This window comes from Sphingomonas aquatilis (assembly GCF_014196115.1).
Taxonomy (GTDB): Bacteria; Pseudomonadota; Alphaproteobacteria; order Sphingomonadales; family Sphingomonadaceae; genus Sphingomonas; species Sphingomonas aquatilis.
The window spans coordinates 76,550-93,602 of record NZ_JACIDB010000004.1 but is presented as its reverse complement, the minus strand read 5'-3'; the positions used below and the strand labels follow the sequence as shown (position 1 = coordinate 93,602).

The following is a 17,053-nucleotide window of genomic DNA, read 5'->3' as shown; positions in this document are numbered from 1 at the left end:
TCGACCGCGCTACGAACGCGGCGGACAAGCGAGGGACGATCATGATGCGTGGATGGCCGGTCTTGGTTTTGGGCATGGCGCTGGCAGGGTGCGGGACGCAGGGCGGATCGAACGAGACCGCCGCGGCAAACACCACCGCCACGTCGCAGGGCAGCGGCTATATCGCCAAGGTGCTGGCACTGCCGCCGCGCCAGCTGAACGGCGTGCTGTACCGCGCGATCGATGACGCCAAACAATCGTGCCAGGGCATCGCCGACACGCTGCGCCAGAAGGATAACAACGGCAAGCCGGTGTGGGCCGTCCGCTGCACCGATGGCGGCGCATGGCTGATCACGATCGGCGACGACGGCACCGCGGACGTGACCGGCGTACCGGCGAAGGCCGGCGGCTAAGCGGCATCACGGGCGAACCCGTCAGCCCAGCGGCATCTGCCGGGCGGCGGGTTCGACCTCTGCCTTCGCCTGTTCCTCGCAATGCGCGGCGGGCATCAGGCGACCCTTCCGCCAGTTGCCATAGCGGTAATAGGCGATCGTCATCGCCATCGACGCGAGCGTACCGGCGGGAAAGCTCCACCAGATCGCGTCGGCGTGGAGCATCGGCTGCAGCGCATAGGCGATGCCCAGCCGGACCGGGAACAGCGCAACCGCCAGGATCACCAGCGGCCCGACCACGGCGCCGTTCGCGCGCACGGTCGAGGCGAGCACCATCGACACGCCGAAGAACAGGAAGCTGACCGACCCGACGATGTTGATGTGTGCGGCCAGATCGATCGACGTCGCGTCGCTGCCGAGGAACAGGCCGAGCGCGGTCCGATCGGCAAGCGCCACCGCACCGATCAGCGCGGCGGTCATCGCGAGGTTGATCAGCACGCCCGCGCGCGTCACCCGCGCCACCCGGTCCCACCGCCCTGCCCCGATATTCTGCGCCGCCATAGCGCTGACCGCCGCGCCCACCGCCATCGCAGGCATCTGGATATAGGTCCACAGCTGGTTCGCCGCGCCATAAGCCGCGGTGGTGGTGGTGCCGTAACTGTTGATGAGGCCGATCATCGCCAGCGCCGAGGCGGTCACGACCAGCATCTGGAGGCCCATCGGCACGCCCTTGGTCACGATCGGCCGGAGCAGCGCGGGATCGGGGATCAGATAGCGCCATTCGGCCCCGCGCAGCCGGACGACGAGGTCCTGCCGATAGACATAGGCGAGAAGCGCGAGGAACGAGACGGTGTTCGCGATGCAGGTCGCCAGCGCCGATCCGGCGATGCCGAGTTCGGGCACGCCGCCGAGGCCGCGGATCAGCACGGGATTGAGCGTGACGTCGAGCAGCGACCCCAGCGCCATGAACTTGAGCGGCGTCACCGAATCCCCCGCCCCGCGCAACGCCATCGACAGCAGGACCGAGAGGAAGCTGGTCGGCATCGAGACGAAGATGACGCGCAGATAATCGAGCGCGAGGTCATAGGCGTCGGCGGGGGTGCGCAGCGCGGTGAGGATCGCGGGCGTCGCGAACCAGCCCGCCACCACGACGACGACGGAGAGCAATCCAAACAGGCCGGCAGCGGTGCCGAACACACGCCGCACGCCGTCGATATCGCGCCGGCCCATCGCCTGACCGATCAGGATCGTCGCGGCCATGCCGAACCCGAACACCGCGGAAATGAGCAGGAACATGACGAGGCTGGCGTTCGTCGTCGCCGCCAGCGCGCGCTCGCCGAGCAGGCGACCGATCCAGATCGCGTTAATCGATCCGTTGACCGATTGCAGCACGCTGGAGCCGAGGGTCGGAAGGGCGAACAGCAGCAGCGTGCGACCGATCGGGCCGGTGGTGAGGTCACGCTGCGGTTTCGCCATGGTGTGTCCTTGTTTCGCGTGTCGTCGCCCCGTGAAGTGAGGGGGCGGCGGAGCGTCTAAGTGCCCGTCACCCCGGACTGGTTCCGGCCGTACGGAGATCGCTCAAGCCCCTGCCGCTGCCCTAGTCGAAGAGAGGACCCCAGAACCAGTCCGAGTGACGGTGGGGGTGGGGTGAGCGGAGTGGTCTTCTGGTAGCGATGCGGCCGCTCGGTCGGTGAGCTCACGTTGCGATTCGGCAGGTCGATCGCCGCTCCACTGCCCTTTCATTCCGCGAGACGCGCGACAGGCACCGCAAACACTCCGTCACCCCGGACTTGGTCCGGGGTCCACCGGGCCGCGGGGGGAACGATAGAGCCGCCAGCCACCCCCCTCGCCGCCGAGTGAACCCCGGAACAAGTCCGGGGTGACGGGGTGCGTGAGGTGAGCGGCGTGGTCTTCCTGTGCCGATGTGGCCGATCGCTCGGTGAGCTTACATCGCGGTTTGGCAAGTCGATCGCCGCTCCACCGCGCTATTTCACTCCGCGACACGCGCGACGGGCACCGCAAATACCCCGTCACCCCGGACTTGGTGCGGGGTCCACCGGGCCGCGGGGAACGATGGAGCCTCCAGCCATCCCCCTCGCCGCAGAGTGGACCCCGGAACGAGTCCGGAGTGACGGTGTGGGTGGGGCGAGCGGCGTGGCCTTCTAGTAGCGATGTGGCCGATCGGTCGCTGAGTTCACGTTCCGGTTTGGCGGGTCGATCGCCGCTATGCCGCCCTGTTCACTCCGCGAGACGCGCAACAGGCACCGCAAATCACCCGTCACCCCGGACTGGTTCCGGGGTCCACCGGGCCGCGGGGGAACGATGGAGCCTTTAGCCATCCCCTTCGCCGCGGAGTGGACCCCGGAACCAGTCCGGGTGACGGTGGGTGTGGGGTGAGCGGCGGGGGCTTCTCTTAGCGATGCGGCCGATCGATCGGTGAGTTCACGTTGCGGTTTGGCAGGTCGATCACCGCTCTGCCGCCATATTTCACTCTGCGAGGCTCGCGACAGGCACCGCAAATCACCCGTCACCCCGGACTTGGTCCGGGGTCCACCGGGCCGCAGGGGGGACGATAGAGGCTCCAGCCATCCCCTCGCCGCGGAGTGGGCCCCGGAACGAGTCCGGGGTGACGGTGGGGGTGGAGAGAGCGGTGCGCCCTCCCCTTTAGCCCAGGCGCGCCAGGGCCGCCGACAGGCGTTCCGCTTCGGCCGCCTTTTCGGCGTGGTCGGCGCGGGCCTTTTCCACCGCTTCGGGCTTGGCGCGTTCGACGAAGCTGGCGTTGCCTAGGCGGCCGGCGAGCGCGTCGCGTTCCTTTTCCGCGGCGGCGATGCCCTTAGTCAGGCGCGCGCGTTCGGCGTCGAGATCGATGACGCCCTCGACCGGCAGCATGAAGGTGGTGCCGTCGACCACGATCTGGAGCACGCTGCCCGCGGCGGGGGCGTCGAAGCTGACCGTCTCCGTACGGGCGAGGCGGCCGAGTGTTGCGGCGTTGCGCCCCAAGCGGTCACGCAAGGGCGCATCGGCGTCGACGGTGTGCAACACCAGCCTTGCACCGGGCGGCACGTTGAGTTCGGTACGCGCCGTGCGGATTTCGCCGACGAGGCGGATCAGCCATGCGACCTCCGCCTCCGCCGCCGGATCGAGGCTGCGCGCATCGGTTTGCGGCCATTGCGCCACGATCAGGTCGTGGTCGCGCAGGTTGGCGTGCCACAGCTCTTCGGTGATGAAGGGCATGAACGGGTGGAGCAGGATCAGGATCTGGTCGAGCACCCAGGCGGCGACCCCCTTGGACTCCGGGTCGATCTCGCCGCGGACGCCGTCGACGACCTGCGGCTTGATGAGTTCGAGATACCAATCGCAGAAGCGGCTCCAGACGAACTGGTAGATGGCGTTCGCCGCCGCGTCGAAGCGCAGGTCGGCGAGAGCGAGGTCGATCGCCTGTACGGTCTGGATCGTTTCGCCGATGATCCAGGCGTTGACCGGTAGGCTCGCCGCCGGTGCCTCGATCGTCGCGCTCGCGCCGATACCGTTCGCCTGGCAGAAGCGCGCGGCGTTCCACAGCTTGGTCGCGAAGTTGCGATAGCCCTCGACGCGGCGTTCATCCATCTTGATGTCGCGGCCCTGGCTTTCCATCGCCGCCATGAAGAAGCGCAGCGCGTCGGCGCCATAGGTATCGATCAGACCGAGCGGGTCGACGGTATTGCCCTTGGACTTCGACATCTTGGCGCCGTCCGCCGCGCGGACGAGGCCGTGCAGGTAGAGCGTCTTGAAGGGCACATCCTTCAGGAAGTGCATGCCCTGCATCATCATCCGCGCATCCCAGAAGAACAGGATGTCGAAGCCGGAGATCAGCACGTCATTGGGATAGCGACCGCCGAGCGAGGGGTCGGTGTTGTCGGGCCAGCCGAGCGTCGCGAACGGCCATAGCGCAGAGGAGAACCACGTGTCGAGGACGTCGGGGTCGCGGGTGAGCGCAACGCCCTCGCCCGCTTCGGCCTGTGCCTCGGCCTCGGTTTCCGCGACGAACACGCGGCCGTCGTCGGCGAACCATGCCGGGATCTGGTGCCCCCACCACAATTGGCGGCTGACACACCACGGCTGGATGTTCTCCATCCAGTTGAAGAAGGTCTTTTCCCAGGTTTTCGGGACGATCTTGATCGCCTCGCTGCGCACCGCCTCGATCGCGGGTTGGGCGAGCGTCTTGGCGTCGACATACCATTGGTCGGTCAGCCAGGGTTCGATGACCACGCCGGAGCGGTCGCCGAACGGCGTCTGGATCGTGCGCGGTTCGGCGTCGTGCTCGTTGCCGTCCTTGTCGACGTGCGGGATCAGGACGCCGTCGTCCTTCAGGCGGGCGACGATCGCTTTGCGCGCGTCCGCGGTCGACAGGCCGAGCAGGTCGGCGGGGATCAGGCCGTCCGCGGTCTGCACGATCTGCGCCTTGGCATCGAGCATGTTGAGCATGTCGCGCGCTTCGATCCCGGCGCGGCGGCCGACCTCGAAGTCGTTGAAGTCGTGGCCCGGCGTGATCTTCACCGCGCCCGATCCCAGTTCGGGGTCGGCATGTTCGTCGGCGACGATCGGGATCAGGCGGCCGGTGATCGGCAGGCGCACCAGCTTACCGACCAGCGCGGTATAGCGCGCGTCATCCGGGTGCACCGCGACCGCCATGTCGGCGAGCATCGTTTCGGGCCGCGTTGTCGCGACCTCGATGAAGCCCGATCCGTCGGCGAGCGGATAGCGCAGGCGCCAGAAGCTGCCCTTCACCTCACGCGTCTCGACCTCGAGGTCGCTGATCGCGGTGCCGAGGCCCGGGTCCCAGTTGACGAGGCGCTTGTCGCGGTAGAGCAGGCCTTGGCGATGCAGCTCGACGAAGACCTTGAGGACGGCCTTCGAAAAACCCTCGTCCATGGTGAAGCGTTCGTTGGCCCAGTCCATCGAACAGCCCAGGCGGCGCAGCTGCTGTGTGATCTGGCCGCCGCTCTCCGCCTTCCATTCCCACACCTTGGCGATGAAGTCGGCGCGGCTGAGGTCGGTGCGCTTCTGGCCGGCGGCGTTCATCTGGCGCTCGACGACCATCTGCGTCGCGATGCCGGCATGGTCCGTGCCGACAACCCACAAGGCATCCTTGCCCTTCAGCCGGGCATGGCGGGTCAGGATATCCTGCAGCGTGTTGTCGAGCGCATGGCCGATGTGCAGGCTGCCCGTCACGTTGGGCGGGGGGTTGACGATCGTCCAGGGCTCGGCGTTCGGCCGGTCGGGACGGAACAGGCCGTTCGCCTCCCAATGCGCATACCAACGCTGTTCGATTGTCGCGGGGTCGAAGGTCTTGGGAAGCTCGGTCATGGCAATGCCTGTAGCCATGGCGGAAGCATCTGAGAAGAAGGGTGCGTGCAGCGTGCCGGAAGCGTCTGGCATCATAGGATTTTGGTAAATGTTTTCGGGGTACGGCGATCCCCCAACGGACCAGAGTTCGCCAGCCGATGCACGATCTGCACCACGACCATGACGAATTGCGAACGCTGATGCACAGCTTCGCCATGGCGATGGACCAATCGACCGGGTTCGACGCGGACCTGCAACGCGCCCGCGTAAAATTCTATCAGACATTCCAGGCGCATGTCGCCCGGGAAGAGGCTTGCTGTCAGCAGCTGCCCGCAGACGACCCGATCCGCATCCAGGGCGCCGCGGACATGCAGGTGCTGATTCGCGACTATAGCGCGCAGGTGGCGGCCTGGCCGCCGCAGCGCGTGAAGGCGGAGTTCCCCGCCTATCGCCGCGCGGTGCTGATGCTACAGGCCAGGCTGCGCCGCCGGCTGGACTGGGAGGAGCGCCACCTGCATCCTCGCCTGTCCGCTTTCAGCCGCGCCGCCTGACCTGCGAGCGCGTTAGCGCTGGTCCTTGGTCCAGCGGTCCATCCAGCCCAGCACCTCGCGATACCATTGGCGCGAGTTGGCGGGCTTCAGCACCCAATGGTTCTCGTTCGGGTTGACGAGCAGGCGCGAGGGGATGCCGCGGCGCTGGAGCGCGGTGAAGGCGGCGAGGCCCTGCGTATAGGGAATGCGGAAGTCTTTTTCGCCAGTGATGACCAATTGCGGCGTCTTCCACTGCCCGACGTAATTGACCGGGTTCCACTTTTCGAACGCGGCGGGATCCTGGAAATAGGTCTTGCCGCCATGTTCCCATTCGTCGAACCACAGTTCGTCGGTTTCATAGGCCATGGCGCGCGCGTCGAAGACGCCGTCGTGCTGGACGATGCACTTGAAGCGATCGGGCCAATTGCCCTCGATCCAGTTCATCATATAGCCGCCATAGGAGGCGCCGAGCGCGCAGGCCTTTTCGCCGTCCAGCCAGCCGAACTTGGTGGTCGCCGCGGCCAGCCCCGCCTTCAGATCGTCGAGCGGCCAGCCGCCCCAATTGTTGCTGATCGAATCGGTGAAGGCCTGGCCGTAGCCGGTGGACCCGTGGAAATCGACCGCGACAAGGCCATAGCCGGCGCCGGCGAACACCGCGGGGTTCCAGCGATAGGACCAGCTGTTGTCGCTCGATCCCTGCGGGCCGCCATGGACCATGAACGCGACCGGCACCTTGCCCGTGCTGCCGTACGGCTTCACCGCATAGCCCCAGACGGTGTCGTTGTTCGCACCGGTGAAGCTGAAGCGGCTGACGGTCGGCATGTCGATGCCGGCGAGCTTGGTCGCGTTGACCGCGGTCAGGCGCGCGGGCTTGCCCTTGCCGGTGGCGGCGACGGCGTAGAAATCGTCGGGGGCGGTCAGGCTGTTGATCGCGACGACCGCGCCCTTGGGCGTCGGCACGACGGCGGAGACATGGCCGGCTTGCGTCAGGCGCGTGACCTTGCCGCTCGTGGGATCGACGCTGAACAGCGGGTTTTCCTGCGTGTCCTGCGCCGTCACATAGATGCGCTTCGAATCGGGTGACCAGGCGATCGAGCCGACCGACCGGTCCCAGCCCTCGGTCAGGCTGCGCACCTGCCCGGTCGCGAGATCGCGGAGCATCAGCACCTGGCGATCGGCTTCGAAGCCGGGCCGCTTCATCGCGAACCAGGCGAGGCTGCGGCCATCGGGCGAGACGGTGGGCAGATTGTCGGTAGCCTGATTGGCGGCGGTGAGGTTCACCGGCGCGGCCGAGCCGTCGGCGGGCGCGGACCAGATGTCGAGGTTGGTCGAAAGCGGTTCGGTGGTGCCGGCGACGCGCAGCGCGAAATAGACGGTCTTGCCGTCGGCGCTCCACGACACCTCTTCGCCGCCGCCGAAGGGACGCGAGGGGGCATCGCCGTCGAGGCCGTGTTCGATCGCGACGCCGTCACCCGGCGCGCCCGCGGCGGTCAGCGGCAGGACGAAGAGCTGCGACTGCGTGCCGTCCGCCCACGTATCCCAGTGGCGCACGAACAATTTGTCGTAGACGCGGCCCTCGCCGGCCAGCGGGTCCTTCTTCACCATGGCGGGGGCAAGGCTGGGCGCGTTGGGCTTGCGATCGGCCCAGACGAGGATGCGGTCGCCGGTCGGCGCGACCTTGAAGCCGCCGAAGCCGCCCTGGAAGCTGGTGAGCTTGCGGGGGGTGCCGCCGGTGACGGGGACCGCCCAGATGGCATCCTCGCCGCCCTTGTTCGACTGGAAGTAGACGGTCGATCCGACGATCTGCGGTGCGTTTTCGTTGACCTCCGCCTCGGCGACCAGGGGTTCGGGCTTAGCGCCCTTGCGGGTCAGGTCGAGGCGCCACAGGTCATAGCGGCCGCGATTGGCGGCGAGATCGGTTTCGCGCTGCGCCCAGACGAGCCACTTGCCGTCCGCCGACGCGGTCGGCGCGCCGACGCGGCTGAGCGTGGTGACGTCATCGATGGTGAGCTGGCGGGCGGCGGCGGGCGCGGCGATGGCAGCGGCGGTGGCGAGCAGGCTCGCGGCAAAGAGGGTCTTCATGCGCGCGAGGTTAAGCAGATCGGCCGTGCCGGGGCAACGGCGGGCCGATAGCGGCAGGAGCGGCGCGTCGCGGCACCGCCCCTGCCCGCGTCGGTCAGAATTCCGACCAGTCGTCCGATGCGGCGACGACGGCGAGGTTGCCGGTCGCCCGGCGCTTGCTCGCCGCCGCGATCTGGCGTCCGGCCACCGCCGCCCGTTCCTGCAACTGCGCGACGGGCGATGCATTGGGCGTGGCCCCACCGCCGGTGCGGAAGCGGGTGATCTGGCGCGCCATCGTCTCCGCTTCGGCGGCAAGGCTGCGCGCGGCGGCGGTCGCTTCCTCGACCATCGCGGCATTCTGCTGCGTCACGCCGTCCATCTCGCTGACCGCGGTGTTGACCTGTTGCAGGCCGGTCGCTTGCTGTTCGGCCGAGCGCGCGATGTCGGCGACCAGGCCGTCGATCTCGGCGATCCGGTCGATGATCCGCTGCAAGGCCTGGCCGGTTTCGCCGACCAGCCGCACGCCCTCGTCCACCTGTTGCGACGAGGCGGTGATCCGCGTCTTGACGTCCTTGGCCGCCTCCGCCGACCGCTGCGCCAGCGCCCGCACTTCCGATGCGACCACGGCGAAGCCCTTGCCCGCGTCGCCTGCGCGTGCCGCCTCGACGCCGGCGTTCAGCGCCAGCAGGTTGGTCTGGAAGGCGATGCCGTCGATGACGCTGATGATTTCGGAAATCTCGCCCGACGTGCGTTCGATTCCGCCCATCGCCTCCACGGCGTTGCGCACGACGGCGCCCGAATGCTGCGCTTCGTCACGAGCGCTGCGCACCGCGGCATTGGCACTGCCGGCGCGTTCCGCGGTGGAGCGGACGGTGCTGGTAATCTCGTCCATCGCCGCGGCGGTTTCCTCAAGGCTCGCCGCCTGTTGTTCGGTGCGTTGCGACAGATCGTCGGAGGCCTGACGGATGTCCCCAGCGCCGCTGTTGATGCTGGACGCCGATTCGGACATGGCGGCGAGCGTCGTTTGCAGGGCGGATACGGCGGCGTTGAAATCGTCCTTGATGCGCGCGAACGGCCCGGTGAGATCGGCATCGACGCGCGAGACCAGATCACCCTCCGCCGGACGCGACAGCGCCTGGCCGAAGCTATCGACGATCAACGTCGTCTGCGCCGCCTTGGCCTGTTCGGCTGCGACCAGCTGATCGCGCAGCGCCGTCGTCGCGCCGGCAAGCTGCCCCAGCTCGTCACCGCGACCCGTGGCGGGCACGGCCACCGCCAGATCGCCCGACGTCATCCGGTTGAGGACACCGACCAACTGAAGAAGCGGCGCGACCACATAGCGTCGGCATAGGACGCCGATCGTGCCGACGAGGGCCAGCAACGCCAGGGTCGTCGCGATCAGCGACATGGAGGCGAGGCTGGTGACCCGGTCCGCATCGGCGTCCACCGCGTTCAAATGAGTTTCGAGACGGTTCGACACCGTTTCCATGCCCGATTCGAGGTCGTGGAAGGTGCGCAGGAACGCCGGCAGCATCGTCGATGCGCGATCCTGATCGACGGCGGCCGTCGCCGCGACGGAGCGGGCGCTGGCGATATAGGCGTCGACCTGCGGCTGGATCTGCGTCGCCGCGGCGACGACTTCGGGCGCGGCGGCATAAGCGCGATCGACGGCCAGCGTCTTGCGCAGCGTCGCCACATCCTGTTCCAGCGCCTTGCGGTTATCCGTCAGGCTGAGGTCGCCGACACGGATCGCGCGCAGGATCGACAGCACGTCGCCCCGGATCGCATCGTGCATCATGTCCGCGGTCATGTGATTGCGCAGCAATCGGGAGGCCGCGCCGACGCGGTCGCGCGCCGCGGACTGCTGGCCATTGGCCCACAGGCTCACCCCGGCCGAGGCCAAGACGAGGGCGATGATCGCGGCAATCGCCGCCATCATCATCGTGTTGATCGATCGCACCCCTAAATTCTCCCGTTCCGCGTCATGTTCCTGTCATTATGTCGGAAACGGATAAAGTTGGGTTAACCGCGCTGACGGGCTTGGCCGACTGAAATCAACCAAAATGCTTTCCGGCCGTCACCAAGTCAAATTAAGTCCATATTGACCAATAAGGGAAACGCCATCGCCATTACCGCTCCCGTAACCAGTCATAACAGGGAGTAGACATGGACAGGATCTTTGCCATTTGCCGCGCCATGCGGTGGGGCGCCGGAATCATCGCGATGAGCGTCGGCTGTGTCGACGCGGCGATTGCCCAGGAGGCGTCGAGCGCATGGAGCCTATCGGCCGAATACACGGCCGATCTCGCCGGCGTGGCATCGGGCGGCATCGAACGCGGCGTGCGCTATCTCGACAATATCGACGTGATCGCCGAGGCCGATCTCGACGCGCTGATCGGATGGCATGGCGGCAAGGCGCATGCAGCGCTGCTCAACAACATGGGCGGCAAGCCTAACGATCTCGCCGGATCGATCCAGGGCATCAACAATATCGAAGTGTCGCAGGGGCGCTTCAAACTCTACGAAGCCTGGGTCGAGCAGGCGCTGGCTCCGGGCTGGTCGCTGCGGGCGGGGCTGTACGACGTCAACTGCGAATTCTACCAGAACGATGCCGCGGGATTGCTGATCTCGCCGATGTTCGGCGTCGGATCGGAACTGGCTGCGACGGGCGTCAACGGCCCGGCGATCTTTCCCTCGACGGCACTCGCCGCCCGGCTGCGGGTCGAGGCCGGCAAGACCTATGGCGCATTCGCCGTGGTCAACGCGCGCGCCGGCACGATCGGTGATTAGAATGGCATCGACTTCACCGGCCGCGACGGTGCGCTTTTGATCGGCGAAGCGGGCTGGACGGGCAGCGGCCGCGTCGCGATCGGCGCATGGACCTACACACGCACCCAGCCGACGATCATCCCGCCGGAAATCTCGCAAGGGCCCGGTTTTCACGCGTCGCGCGGCGTCTATCTGATCGCCGAGCGCCTGCTCGCCGGCAAGGCCGACACGCCCCGCCAGCTTGAAGGGTTTCTGCGGCTGGGGCTGTCCGAGGGGAAGACAACGCCGTTTCGCGGTGGCTGGCAAGGCGGCCTGCTGCTGAAACAACCCTTTGCATCGCGGCCCGACAGCGCCGTTTCGATCGGGGCGGGCAGCGGCGTGCTGTCGAATAGCTATCGCAGCGCCAATCCGCCGGAACTGCCCGCACTGGGCCGGGCGGAAACGATCATCGAGGCGACCTATACCGATACGCTGATGAAGGGCGTCTCCCTGCAACCCGACATCCAATATGTCATCAACCCGGCGGCGGACCGCACGATCCGCAATGCGCTGGTGCTGGGGTTACGCCTGACGCTGGGCTGGTCGGCGCACTGACGCCCGGGCGCGTCGCACGAAAAAAGGGGCATCGCGTGCCGTCACGCGATGCCCCTTTTTCTTTGACGCTCGCCCGCCCCGAAAGACGGGCGACAGCCCGGATCAGCCCTTCTGCGCAACGCCCGAAGCTGCGGCGACTTCAGCGGCGAAATCGCTCTCTTCCTTCTCGATGCCCTCACCGAGCTGGAAGCGGACATAGTCGACCAGCTTGATCTCGGCACCGGCGTCCTTGCCCGCCTTGGCGACGACGTCGCTGATCTTGGTCTTGCCGTCCATCACGAACAGCTGGCTGACGAGCGCATGCTCCTTGCGGAACTTGGCGATCGAACCTTCAACCATCTTGGCGATGATGTCGGCCGGCTTGCCCGATTCGGCGGCCTTTTCGGTCGCGATCGCGCGCTCGCGCTCGATCTCGCCCTCGTCCAGGTCTTCCTCGTTCAGCGCCTTCGGGAAGGCTGCGGCGATGTGCATCGCCAGCTGCTTGCCGAGCGCCTGCAGCGCCTCTTCACCCGCGTCCGATTCGAGCGCGACGAGCACGCCGATCTTGCCCAGACCCGGCGAGGCCTGGTTGTGGACGTAGCTGACGACCGCGCCCTTCGACACTTCGAGGCGCTTGGCGCGACGCAGCGACTGGTTTTCGCCGATCGTCGCGATGTTGTTGGTCAGCACTTCCTCGACCGTCTTGCCCGAGGGCATCGATTCGGTCTTGAGCGCGTCGACGTCGCCACCGCTGGCCAGCGCGATCTGCGCGACTTCGCGGACGAACTGCTGGAACTGGTCGTTCTTCGCGACGAAGTCGGTTTCCGAGTTCACTTCGACCGCCGCACCCTTGGTGCCGCTGGTCGCGACGGCGACGAGGCCCTCGGCCGCGGTGCGGCTCGACTTCTTCTGCGCGGCCGCGAGGCCCTTGGTGCGCAGCCAGTCCAGCGCGGCGTCCATGTCGCCGGCGGTCTCGTTCAGCGCCTTCTTGCAGTCCATCATGCCCGCGCCGCTCTTCTCGCGCAGGTCCTTGACCATCGCTGCGGTGATATCAGCCATGTGCATATCCTCTATAGTCTGAATGTGTTTGCGGGCGGGGTAGAGCGCACGCCCTGCCCCGCCCGCATGAAAGCATCGTGACGGTGCTTATGCGTCGATCTGACGCTCGGCCTCCGCTGCCGCGCCGGCATCCGCCGACACCGGCTCGACGGTCAGCGCTTCCTCGACCGGCGCAACGTCCTGCGCACCCAGGTCGACGCCACGGCGCGACTGCTGCTCCTGGTTACCGCGGGTCGCGGCGATCGCCACGGCTTCGCAGTACAGGCGGATCGCACGGCTCGCGTCGTCGTTCGCGGGCACCGGGAAGGCAATGCCGTCCGGCGAGACGTTCGAATCGAGGATCGCGACGACGGGGATGCCGAGCGTGTTGGCTTCCTTGATCGCCAGCTCTTCCTTGTTCGCGTCGATCACGAACATCACGTCGGGGATGCCGCCCATGTCGCGGATACCGCCGAGCGACAGTTCGAGCTTGTCGCGCTCACGGGTGAGCTGCAGCACTTCCTTCTTGGTCAGGCCGTGCGTGTCGCCCGACAGCTGCTCTTCGAGCGCCTTCAGACGCTTGATCGAGTTGCTGATCGTCTTCCAGTTGGTGAGCATGCCGCCCAGCCAGCGGTGGTTGACGAAGTGCTGGCCCGAACGACGCGCCGCATCGGCGACGGCGTCCTGCGCCTGGCGCTTGGTGCCGACGAACAGCACCTTGCCGCCGCTGGCGACCGACGACGAGATGAACTCGAGCGCGCGGGCGAAGAGGGGAACGGTCTGCGACAGGTCGAGGATGTGGACGCCGTTACGGTCGCCAAAGATGTAGGGCTTCATCTTCGGGTTCCAGCGGTGGGTCTGGTGGCCGAAGTGCGCGCCGGTCTCGATCAGCTGCTGCATGGTGACGACGGGAGCCGCCATAGGATAAGTCCTTCCGGTTAATGCCTCTGGGAAGCGGATGACGGCGACCATTCGGCCACGCGCACCGGGCTATGAAGCCTCCCATGCGGGGTTGAGGAGCGCGCCCTTAGCGAAAGCCACGCGCCGGTGCAAGCCGGAACATCAGCTTGACACATAGAACGTAGATGGAACATACAGGGTTCATACGGTGACCCAAGCCCACGCCGCCCCTTGATGGAGATCAACAAGGGGCCGAAATGGGCGAAAATCAGACGTTTATGGGAACTCACCGATAAAACATGGGTTTAGCGAGTTATCCACAGGGTGCTTGCAACCCTGCGAGGGAGTTGGTTCGATGGTTGCAGTGCTGTCCGGTCTGGTGTTCGTAGGCGCGTTTCTGGCGGCGGCCGGGGTGATGATCGCCACCATCGCGCCGCAATGGCGCCGCATCGCCCGCCTCGCCTCCGGCCATATCGAACCGGCATTCACGCCGCTCTCGCAGCTCGCCCATGCCGAGCGCCGCATCGCCGTCAGGCGCTGGGCGTCGGCTCCGGTGCCCGCGGCCGTTCGCCGGTTGCGCGCAGCCGCCTAACCCGGGCGTAGCTGGCGATACTGAACGGAATGGTCAGCAGATAGCCGAGGCAGATCACGCTGAGCGTGTGCCACGGGGCCGACACAAGCGCAGCGCCCAGGAAGACCACCGCCGCGATCGCTTCGAACCGCACGGTGCGGCGGAGGCGGAGCGAGGTCCACGAGAAGGTCGCCACGCTCGACACCATCAGTAGCGCGACGAACGCGACCCAGAGAGCAACGAGCCACGGTGACGTAAAGATCGGCTCGTCGGTCCAAAACCAGAAATACATCGGTAGCATAGCGAGGCCTGCCCCGGCAGGTGCAGGAACACCGGTCAAGAACCCCGCCGATTTGTGCGGTTGATCTGTCTCATCGATCTTTGCGTTGAAGCGGGCGAGGCGCAAAGCGCAGAACACCGCCAGCACCAATGCGCTGATCCAGCCGATGCGGGGTAGTGCGGCGAGCGACCAGAGGTAGAGGATCAGCGCCGGCGCCACGCCGAAGGAAATGGCGTCGGACAGCGAATCGAGTTCGGCACCGAAGCGGCTTTCGCCGTGCAGCATGCGCGCGATACGGCCGTCGAGACCGTCGAGCACACCGGCGATCATGATCATCGCGACGGCGCTCTGCCATTCGCCGCCGATCGCAAACCGGACGCCGCTGAGGCCCGAACATAGCGCAAGAGCAGTGACCGCATTGGGCGCCACCGCGCGCAGCGGCAGGCCCCGCGGGCGGCGAGGCAGGCGACGGCCGGCGAACCGGCCCTGCGACAGCGGGGGGCGCTGCTCCGACGAATCGTCCATTACTGGGCGATGCCGGTGACGGGCACGCCGCCGACGCGGCCGATGACGGTTTCACCAGCGATTGAACGCTGGCCGAGCGTCACCTGCGGGATAATATCGTCTGGCAGGAAGACGTCGACACGGCTGCCGAAGCGGATCAGGCCGATACGCTGGCCGATCGCAACCATGTCGCCCGGCTTGACGAAGGGTACGATGCGGCGCGCGACGAGTCCGGCGATCTGGGTAAAGCCGATGCGGCGACCGTCGCGACCTTCGACGACGATATGCTGGCGTTCGTTCTCATCCGATGCCTTGTCGAGATCGGCGTTGAGGAACTTGCCGCTGATATAGACGACCTGGCGGATCGTGCCGGCGATCGGCGTGCGATTGATGTGGACGTCGAACACCGACATGAAGATCGACACGCGGGTGAGCGGCGCATCGCCGAGGTCGCCGACCAGCTCGCGCGGCACCGGCACCTTCTGGATCATCGTGACGAGGCCGTCGGCGGGCGCGATGATCAGCCCCTCGCCCGTCGGCGTCGTGCGCACGGGATCGCGGAAGAAGGTGAGCACCCAGACGACGACTGCGAGCAGCGGCCAGAACAGCACCTTGGTGAGCACCGTGCCGAGCAACGTGATGCCCAGGGCAATGGCGGCGTATTTGTGTCCTTCGGGGTGAACCGAGGGGAAGCGCCACTTGACGGTCGTCGTCGGCAGCGGCGTGTGGGGAGGCTTTTCAAGCGATGACATAACGCGCAGGTGTAACCGTGACGTTCCTGCAACACAACGCTCTCGGGCGGAAGGCGCGTACCGGTGGTTGATCCGCGTGGCGCTTGTGCCTAGACGCACACGCAAACTCCCCTTGCAGGAAGAGCATATGGCCAAGATTCAGGTGAAGACGCCCGTCGTGGAGATCGACGGCGACGAAATGACGCGCATCATCTGGGAATGGATCCGCGAACGCCTCATTAAGCCGTATCTCGACATCCAGCTCGATTATTACGACCTCGGCGTCGAGCACCGCGACGCCACCGAGGACAAGGTGACGGTCGATGCCGCCAAGGCGACGCAGAAGTACGGCGTCGCGGTGAAGTGCGCGACGATCACCCCCGACGAAGCGCGCGTCGAGGAATTCGGCCTGAAGAAGATGTGGAAGTCGCCGAACGGCACGATCCGCAACATCCTGGGCGGCGTGGTGTTCCGCGAGCCGATCGTGATCAAGAACGTCCCCCGCCTGATCCCGGGCTGGACGCACCCGATCGTCGTCGGCCGTCACGCGTTCGGCGATCAGTATAAGGCGACCGATTTCCGCGTTCCGGGCCCGGGCAAGCTGCGCCTGGTCTTCGAAGGCGAAGACGGCACCGTGATCGACGAAGAAGTCTTCCAGTTCCCGTCGTCGGGCGTCGCGATGGGCATGTACAACCTGGACGATTCGATCCGCGATTTCGCCCGTGCGTCGATGCATTACGGCCTGAACCTGAAGTGGCCGGTGTACCTCAGCACCAAGAACACGATCCTGAAGGCCTATGACGGCCGCTTCAAGGACCTGTTCGCCGAGGTGTTCGAGGCCGAATTCAAGGACAAGTTCAAGGAAGCGGGCATCGTCTACGAACACCGCCTGATCGACGACATGGTCGCATCGGCGCTGAAGTGGAACGGCGAGTTCGTGTGGGCGTGCAAGAACTATGACGGCGACGTGCAGTCGGACCAGGTCGCGCAGGGCTTCGGCTCGCTGGGTCTGATGACCTCGGTGCTGCTGACCCCGGACGGCAAGACGGTCGAGGCGGAAGCGGCGCACGGCACCGTCACGCGTCACTATCGCCAGCACCAGCAGGGCAAGGCGACGTCGACCAACCCGATCGCGTCGATCTTCGCCTGGACCGGCGGCCTGAAGTATCGCGGCAAGTTCGACAACACGCCGGACGTCGTCCGTTTCGCGGAGACGCTGGAGCGCGTCTGCATCGAATGCGTGGAGAACGGCCAGATGACCAAGGATCTCGCGATCCTGATCGGCCCGGATCAGCCCTGGATGACGACCGAGCAGTTCTTCGAGGCGGTGCGTTCGAACCTCGAGCAGAAGATGGCGAACTGGGCGTAAGCCCGTCGTCTAACGACTAAAAAAGGCCCGG

General features: G+C 66.5%; 12 protein-coding genes and 1 pseudogene. 5 read left to right on the top strand and 8 right to left on the bottom strand.

All coding sequences use genetic code 11. The features are described 5' to 3' along the window. The first annotated feature begins 41 nt into the window (after positions 1-41). Positions 42-392, top strand: coding sequence for a hypothetical protein (locus GGR47_RS11265; RefSeq protein ID WP_147034698.1), 351 nt, complete (start codon positions 42-44; stop codon positions 390-392). 21 nt (positions 393-413) lie between these two features. Here the strand turns inward: GGR47_RS11265 and GGR47_RS11260 are convergent, their stop codons facing one another. Beyond that, the gene (locus GGR47_RS11260) at positions 414-1,847 is read right to left on the bottom strand and encodes an MATE family efflux transporter (RefSeq protein ID WP_147034697.1); all 1,434 of its coding nucleotides are present in this window, start codon (positions 1,845-1,847) and stop codon (positions 414-416) included. A gap of 1,188 nt (positions 1,848-3,035) precedes the next feature. Next, a complete protein-coding gene (locus GGR47_RS11255) occupies positions 3,036-5,717 on the bottom strand; it encodes a valine--tRNA ligase (protein ID WP_147034696.1) in 2,682 nt (893 codons plus the stop codon). A 137-nt stretch (positions 5,718-5,854) separates the two neighbouring features. Here GGR47_RS11255 and GGR47_RS11250 point away from each other — a divergent pair, with 137 nt between their 5' ends. Next, positions 5,855-6,247 carry a hypothetical protein gene (locus tag GGR47_RS11250; RefSeq protein ID WP_017978960.1) on the top strand — a complete coding sequence of 131 codons (393 nt, stop codon included), beginning with the start codon at positions 5,855-5,857 and terminating at the stop codon, positions 6,245-6,247. 12 nt (positions 6,248-6,259) lie between these two features. Here the strand turns inward: GGR47_RS11250 and GGR47_RS11245 are convergent, their stop codons facing one another. Together GGR47_RS11245 and GGR47_RS11240 are read right to left on the bottom strand one after the other, a co-directional pair. Continuing rightward, positions 6,260-8,308 (bottom strand): S9 family peptidase, encoded by a 2,049-nt coding sequence (locus GGR47_RS11245; protein WP_147034695.1) that lies wholly within the window; start codon positions 8,306-8,308, stop codon positions 6,260-6,262. A 94-nt stretch (positions 8,309-8,402) separates the two neighbouring features. After that, entirely contained in the window at positions 8,403-10,247 is a 1,845-nt protein-coding gene (locus GGR47_RS11240) for a methyl-accepting chemotaxis protein (protein ID WP_147034694.1), read from the bottom strand. 206 nt (positions 10,248-10,453) lie between these two features. On the opposite strand from GGR47_RS11240, the pseudogene GGR47_RS11235 reads away from it, so the two are divergent. Then, positions 10,454-11,650, top strand: a pseudogene (locus GGR47_RS11235) (carbohydrate porin). A 102-nt stretch (positions 11,651-11,752) separates the two neighbouring features. On the opposite strand, the gene tsf reads toward GGR47_RS11235, so the two are convergent. Continuing rightward, positions 11,753-12,688 (bottom strand): translation elongation factor Ts, encoded by a 936-nt coding sequence (gene tsf, locus GGR47_RS11230; protein ID WP_147034693.1) that lies wholly within the window; start codon positions 12,686-12,688, stop codon positions 11,753-11,755. 87 nt (positions 12,689-12,775) lie between these two features. Beyond that, positions 12,776-13,588 carry a 30S ribosomal protein S2 gene (gene rpsB / locus GGR47_RS11225; protein ID WP_017978965.1) on the bottom strand — a complete coding sequence of 271 codons (813 nt, stop codon included), beginning with the start codon at positions 13,586-13,588 and terminating at the stop codon, positions 12,776-12,778. 334 nt (positions 13,589-13,922) lie between these two features. Here rpsB and GGR47_RS11220 point away from each other — a divergent pair, with 334 nt between their 5' ends. Further along, positions 13,923-14,159, top strand: a complete 237-nt coding sequence (locus GGR47_RS11220; protein WP_147034692.1) for a hypothetical protein — start codon at positions 13,923-13,925, stop codon at positions 14,157-14,159. Here GGR47_RS11220 and GGR47_RS11215 read toward each other — a convergent pair. Both GGR47_RS11215 and GGR47_RS11210 read right to left on the bottom strand, forming a co-directional pair. Further along, complete coding sequence (locus GGR47_RS11215; protein ID WP_147034691.1) at positions 14,098-14,943, bottom strand: CDP-alcohol phosphatidyltransferase family protein; 846 nt, start codon at positions 14,941-14,943, stop codon at positions 14,098-14,100. The genes GGR47_RS11220 and GGR47_RS11215 overlap by 62 nt on opposite strands. Further along, positions 14,943-15,674, bottom strand: coding sequence for a phosphatidylserine decarboxylase (locus GGR47_RS11210; protein WP_147034690.1), 732 nt, complete (start codon positions 15,672-15,674; stop codon positions 14,943-14,945). The genes GGR47_RS11215 and GGR47_RS11210 overlap by 1 nt, the downstream gene beginning before the upstream one ends. Positions 15,675-15,801: 127 nt before the next feature. On the opposite strand from GGR47_RS11210, the gene GGR47_RS11205 reads away from it, so the two are divergent. Further along, positions 15,802-17,022, top strand: coding sequence for an NADP-dependent isocitrate dehydrogenase (locus GGR47_RS11205; RefSeq protein ID WP_017978968.1), 1,221 nt, complete (start codon positions 15,802-15,804; stop codon positions 17,020-17,022). The last annotated feature ends 31 nt before the right edge of the window (positions 17,023-17,053 follow it).

What these genes read in the sequence shown, in the direction of transcription:
- GGR47_RS11265 (WP_147034698.1), top strand. Translation starts at nt 42, where the DNA reads ATGATGCGTGGATGGCCGGTCTTGGTTTTGGGCATGGCGCTGGCAGGG.
- GGR47_RS11260 (WP_147034697.1), bottom strand. Translation starts at nt 1,847, where the DNA reads ATGGCGAAACCGCAGCGTGACCTCACCACCGGCCCGATCGGTCGCACG.
- GGR47_RS11255 (WP_147034696.1), bottom strand. Translation starts at nt 5,717, where the DNA reads ATGACCGAGCTTCCCAAGACCTTCGACCCCGCGACAATCGAACAGCGT.
- GGR47_RS11250 (WP_017978960.1), top strand. Translation starts at nt 5,855, where the DNA reads ATGCACGATCTGCACCACGACCATGACGAATTGCGAACGCTGATGCAC.
- GGR47_RS11245 (WP_147034695.1), bottom strand. Translation starts at nt 8,308, where the DNA reads ATGAAGACCCTCTTTGCCGCGAGCCTGCTCGCCACCGCCGCTGCCATC.
- tsf (WP_147034693.1), bottom strand. Translation starts at nt 12,688, where the DNA reads ATGGCTGATATCACCGCAGCGATGGTCAAGGACCTGCGCGAGAAGAGC.
- rpsB (WP_017978965.1), bottom strand. Translation starts at nt 13,588, where the DNA reads ATGGCGGCTCCCGTCGTCACCATGCAGCAGCTGATCGAGACCGGCGCG.
- GGR47_RS11220 (WP_147034692.1), top strand. Translation starts at nt 13,923, where the DNA reads ATGGTTGCAGTGCTGTCCGGTCTGGTGTTCGTAGGCGCGTTTCTGGCG.
- GGR47_RS11215 (WP_147034691.1), bottom strand. Translation starts at nt 14,943, where the DNA reads ATGGACGATTCGTCGGAGCAGCGCCCCCCGCTGTCGCAGGGCCGGTTC.
- GGR47_RS11210 (WP_147034690.1), bottom strand. Translation starts at nt 15,674, where the DNA reads ATGTCATCGCTTGAAAAGCCTCCCCACACGCCGCTGCCGACGACGACC.
- GGR47_RS11205 (WP_017978968.1), top strand. Translation starts at nt 15,802, where the DNA reads ATGGCCAAGATTCAGGTGAAGACGCCCGTCGTGGAGATCGACGGCGAC.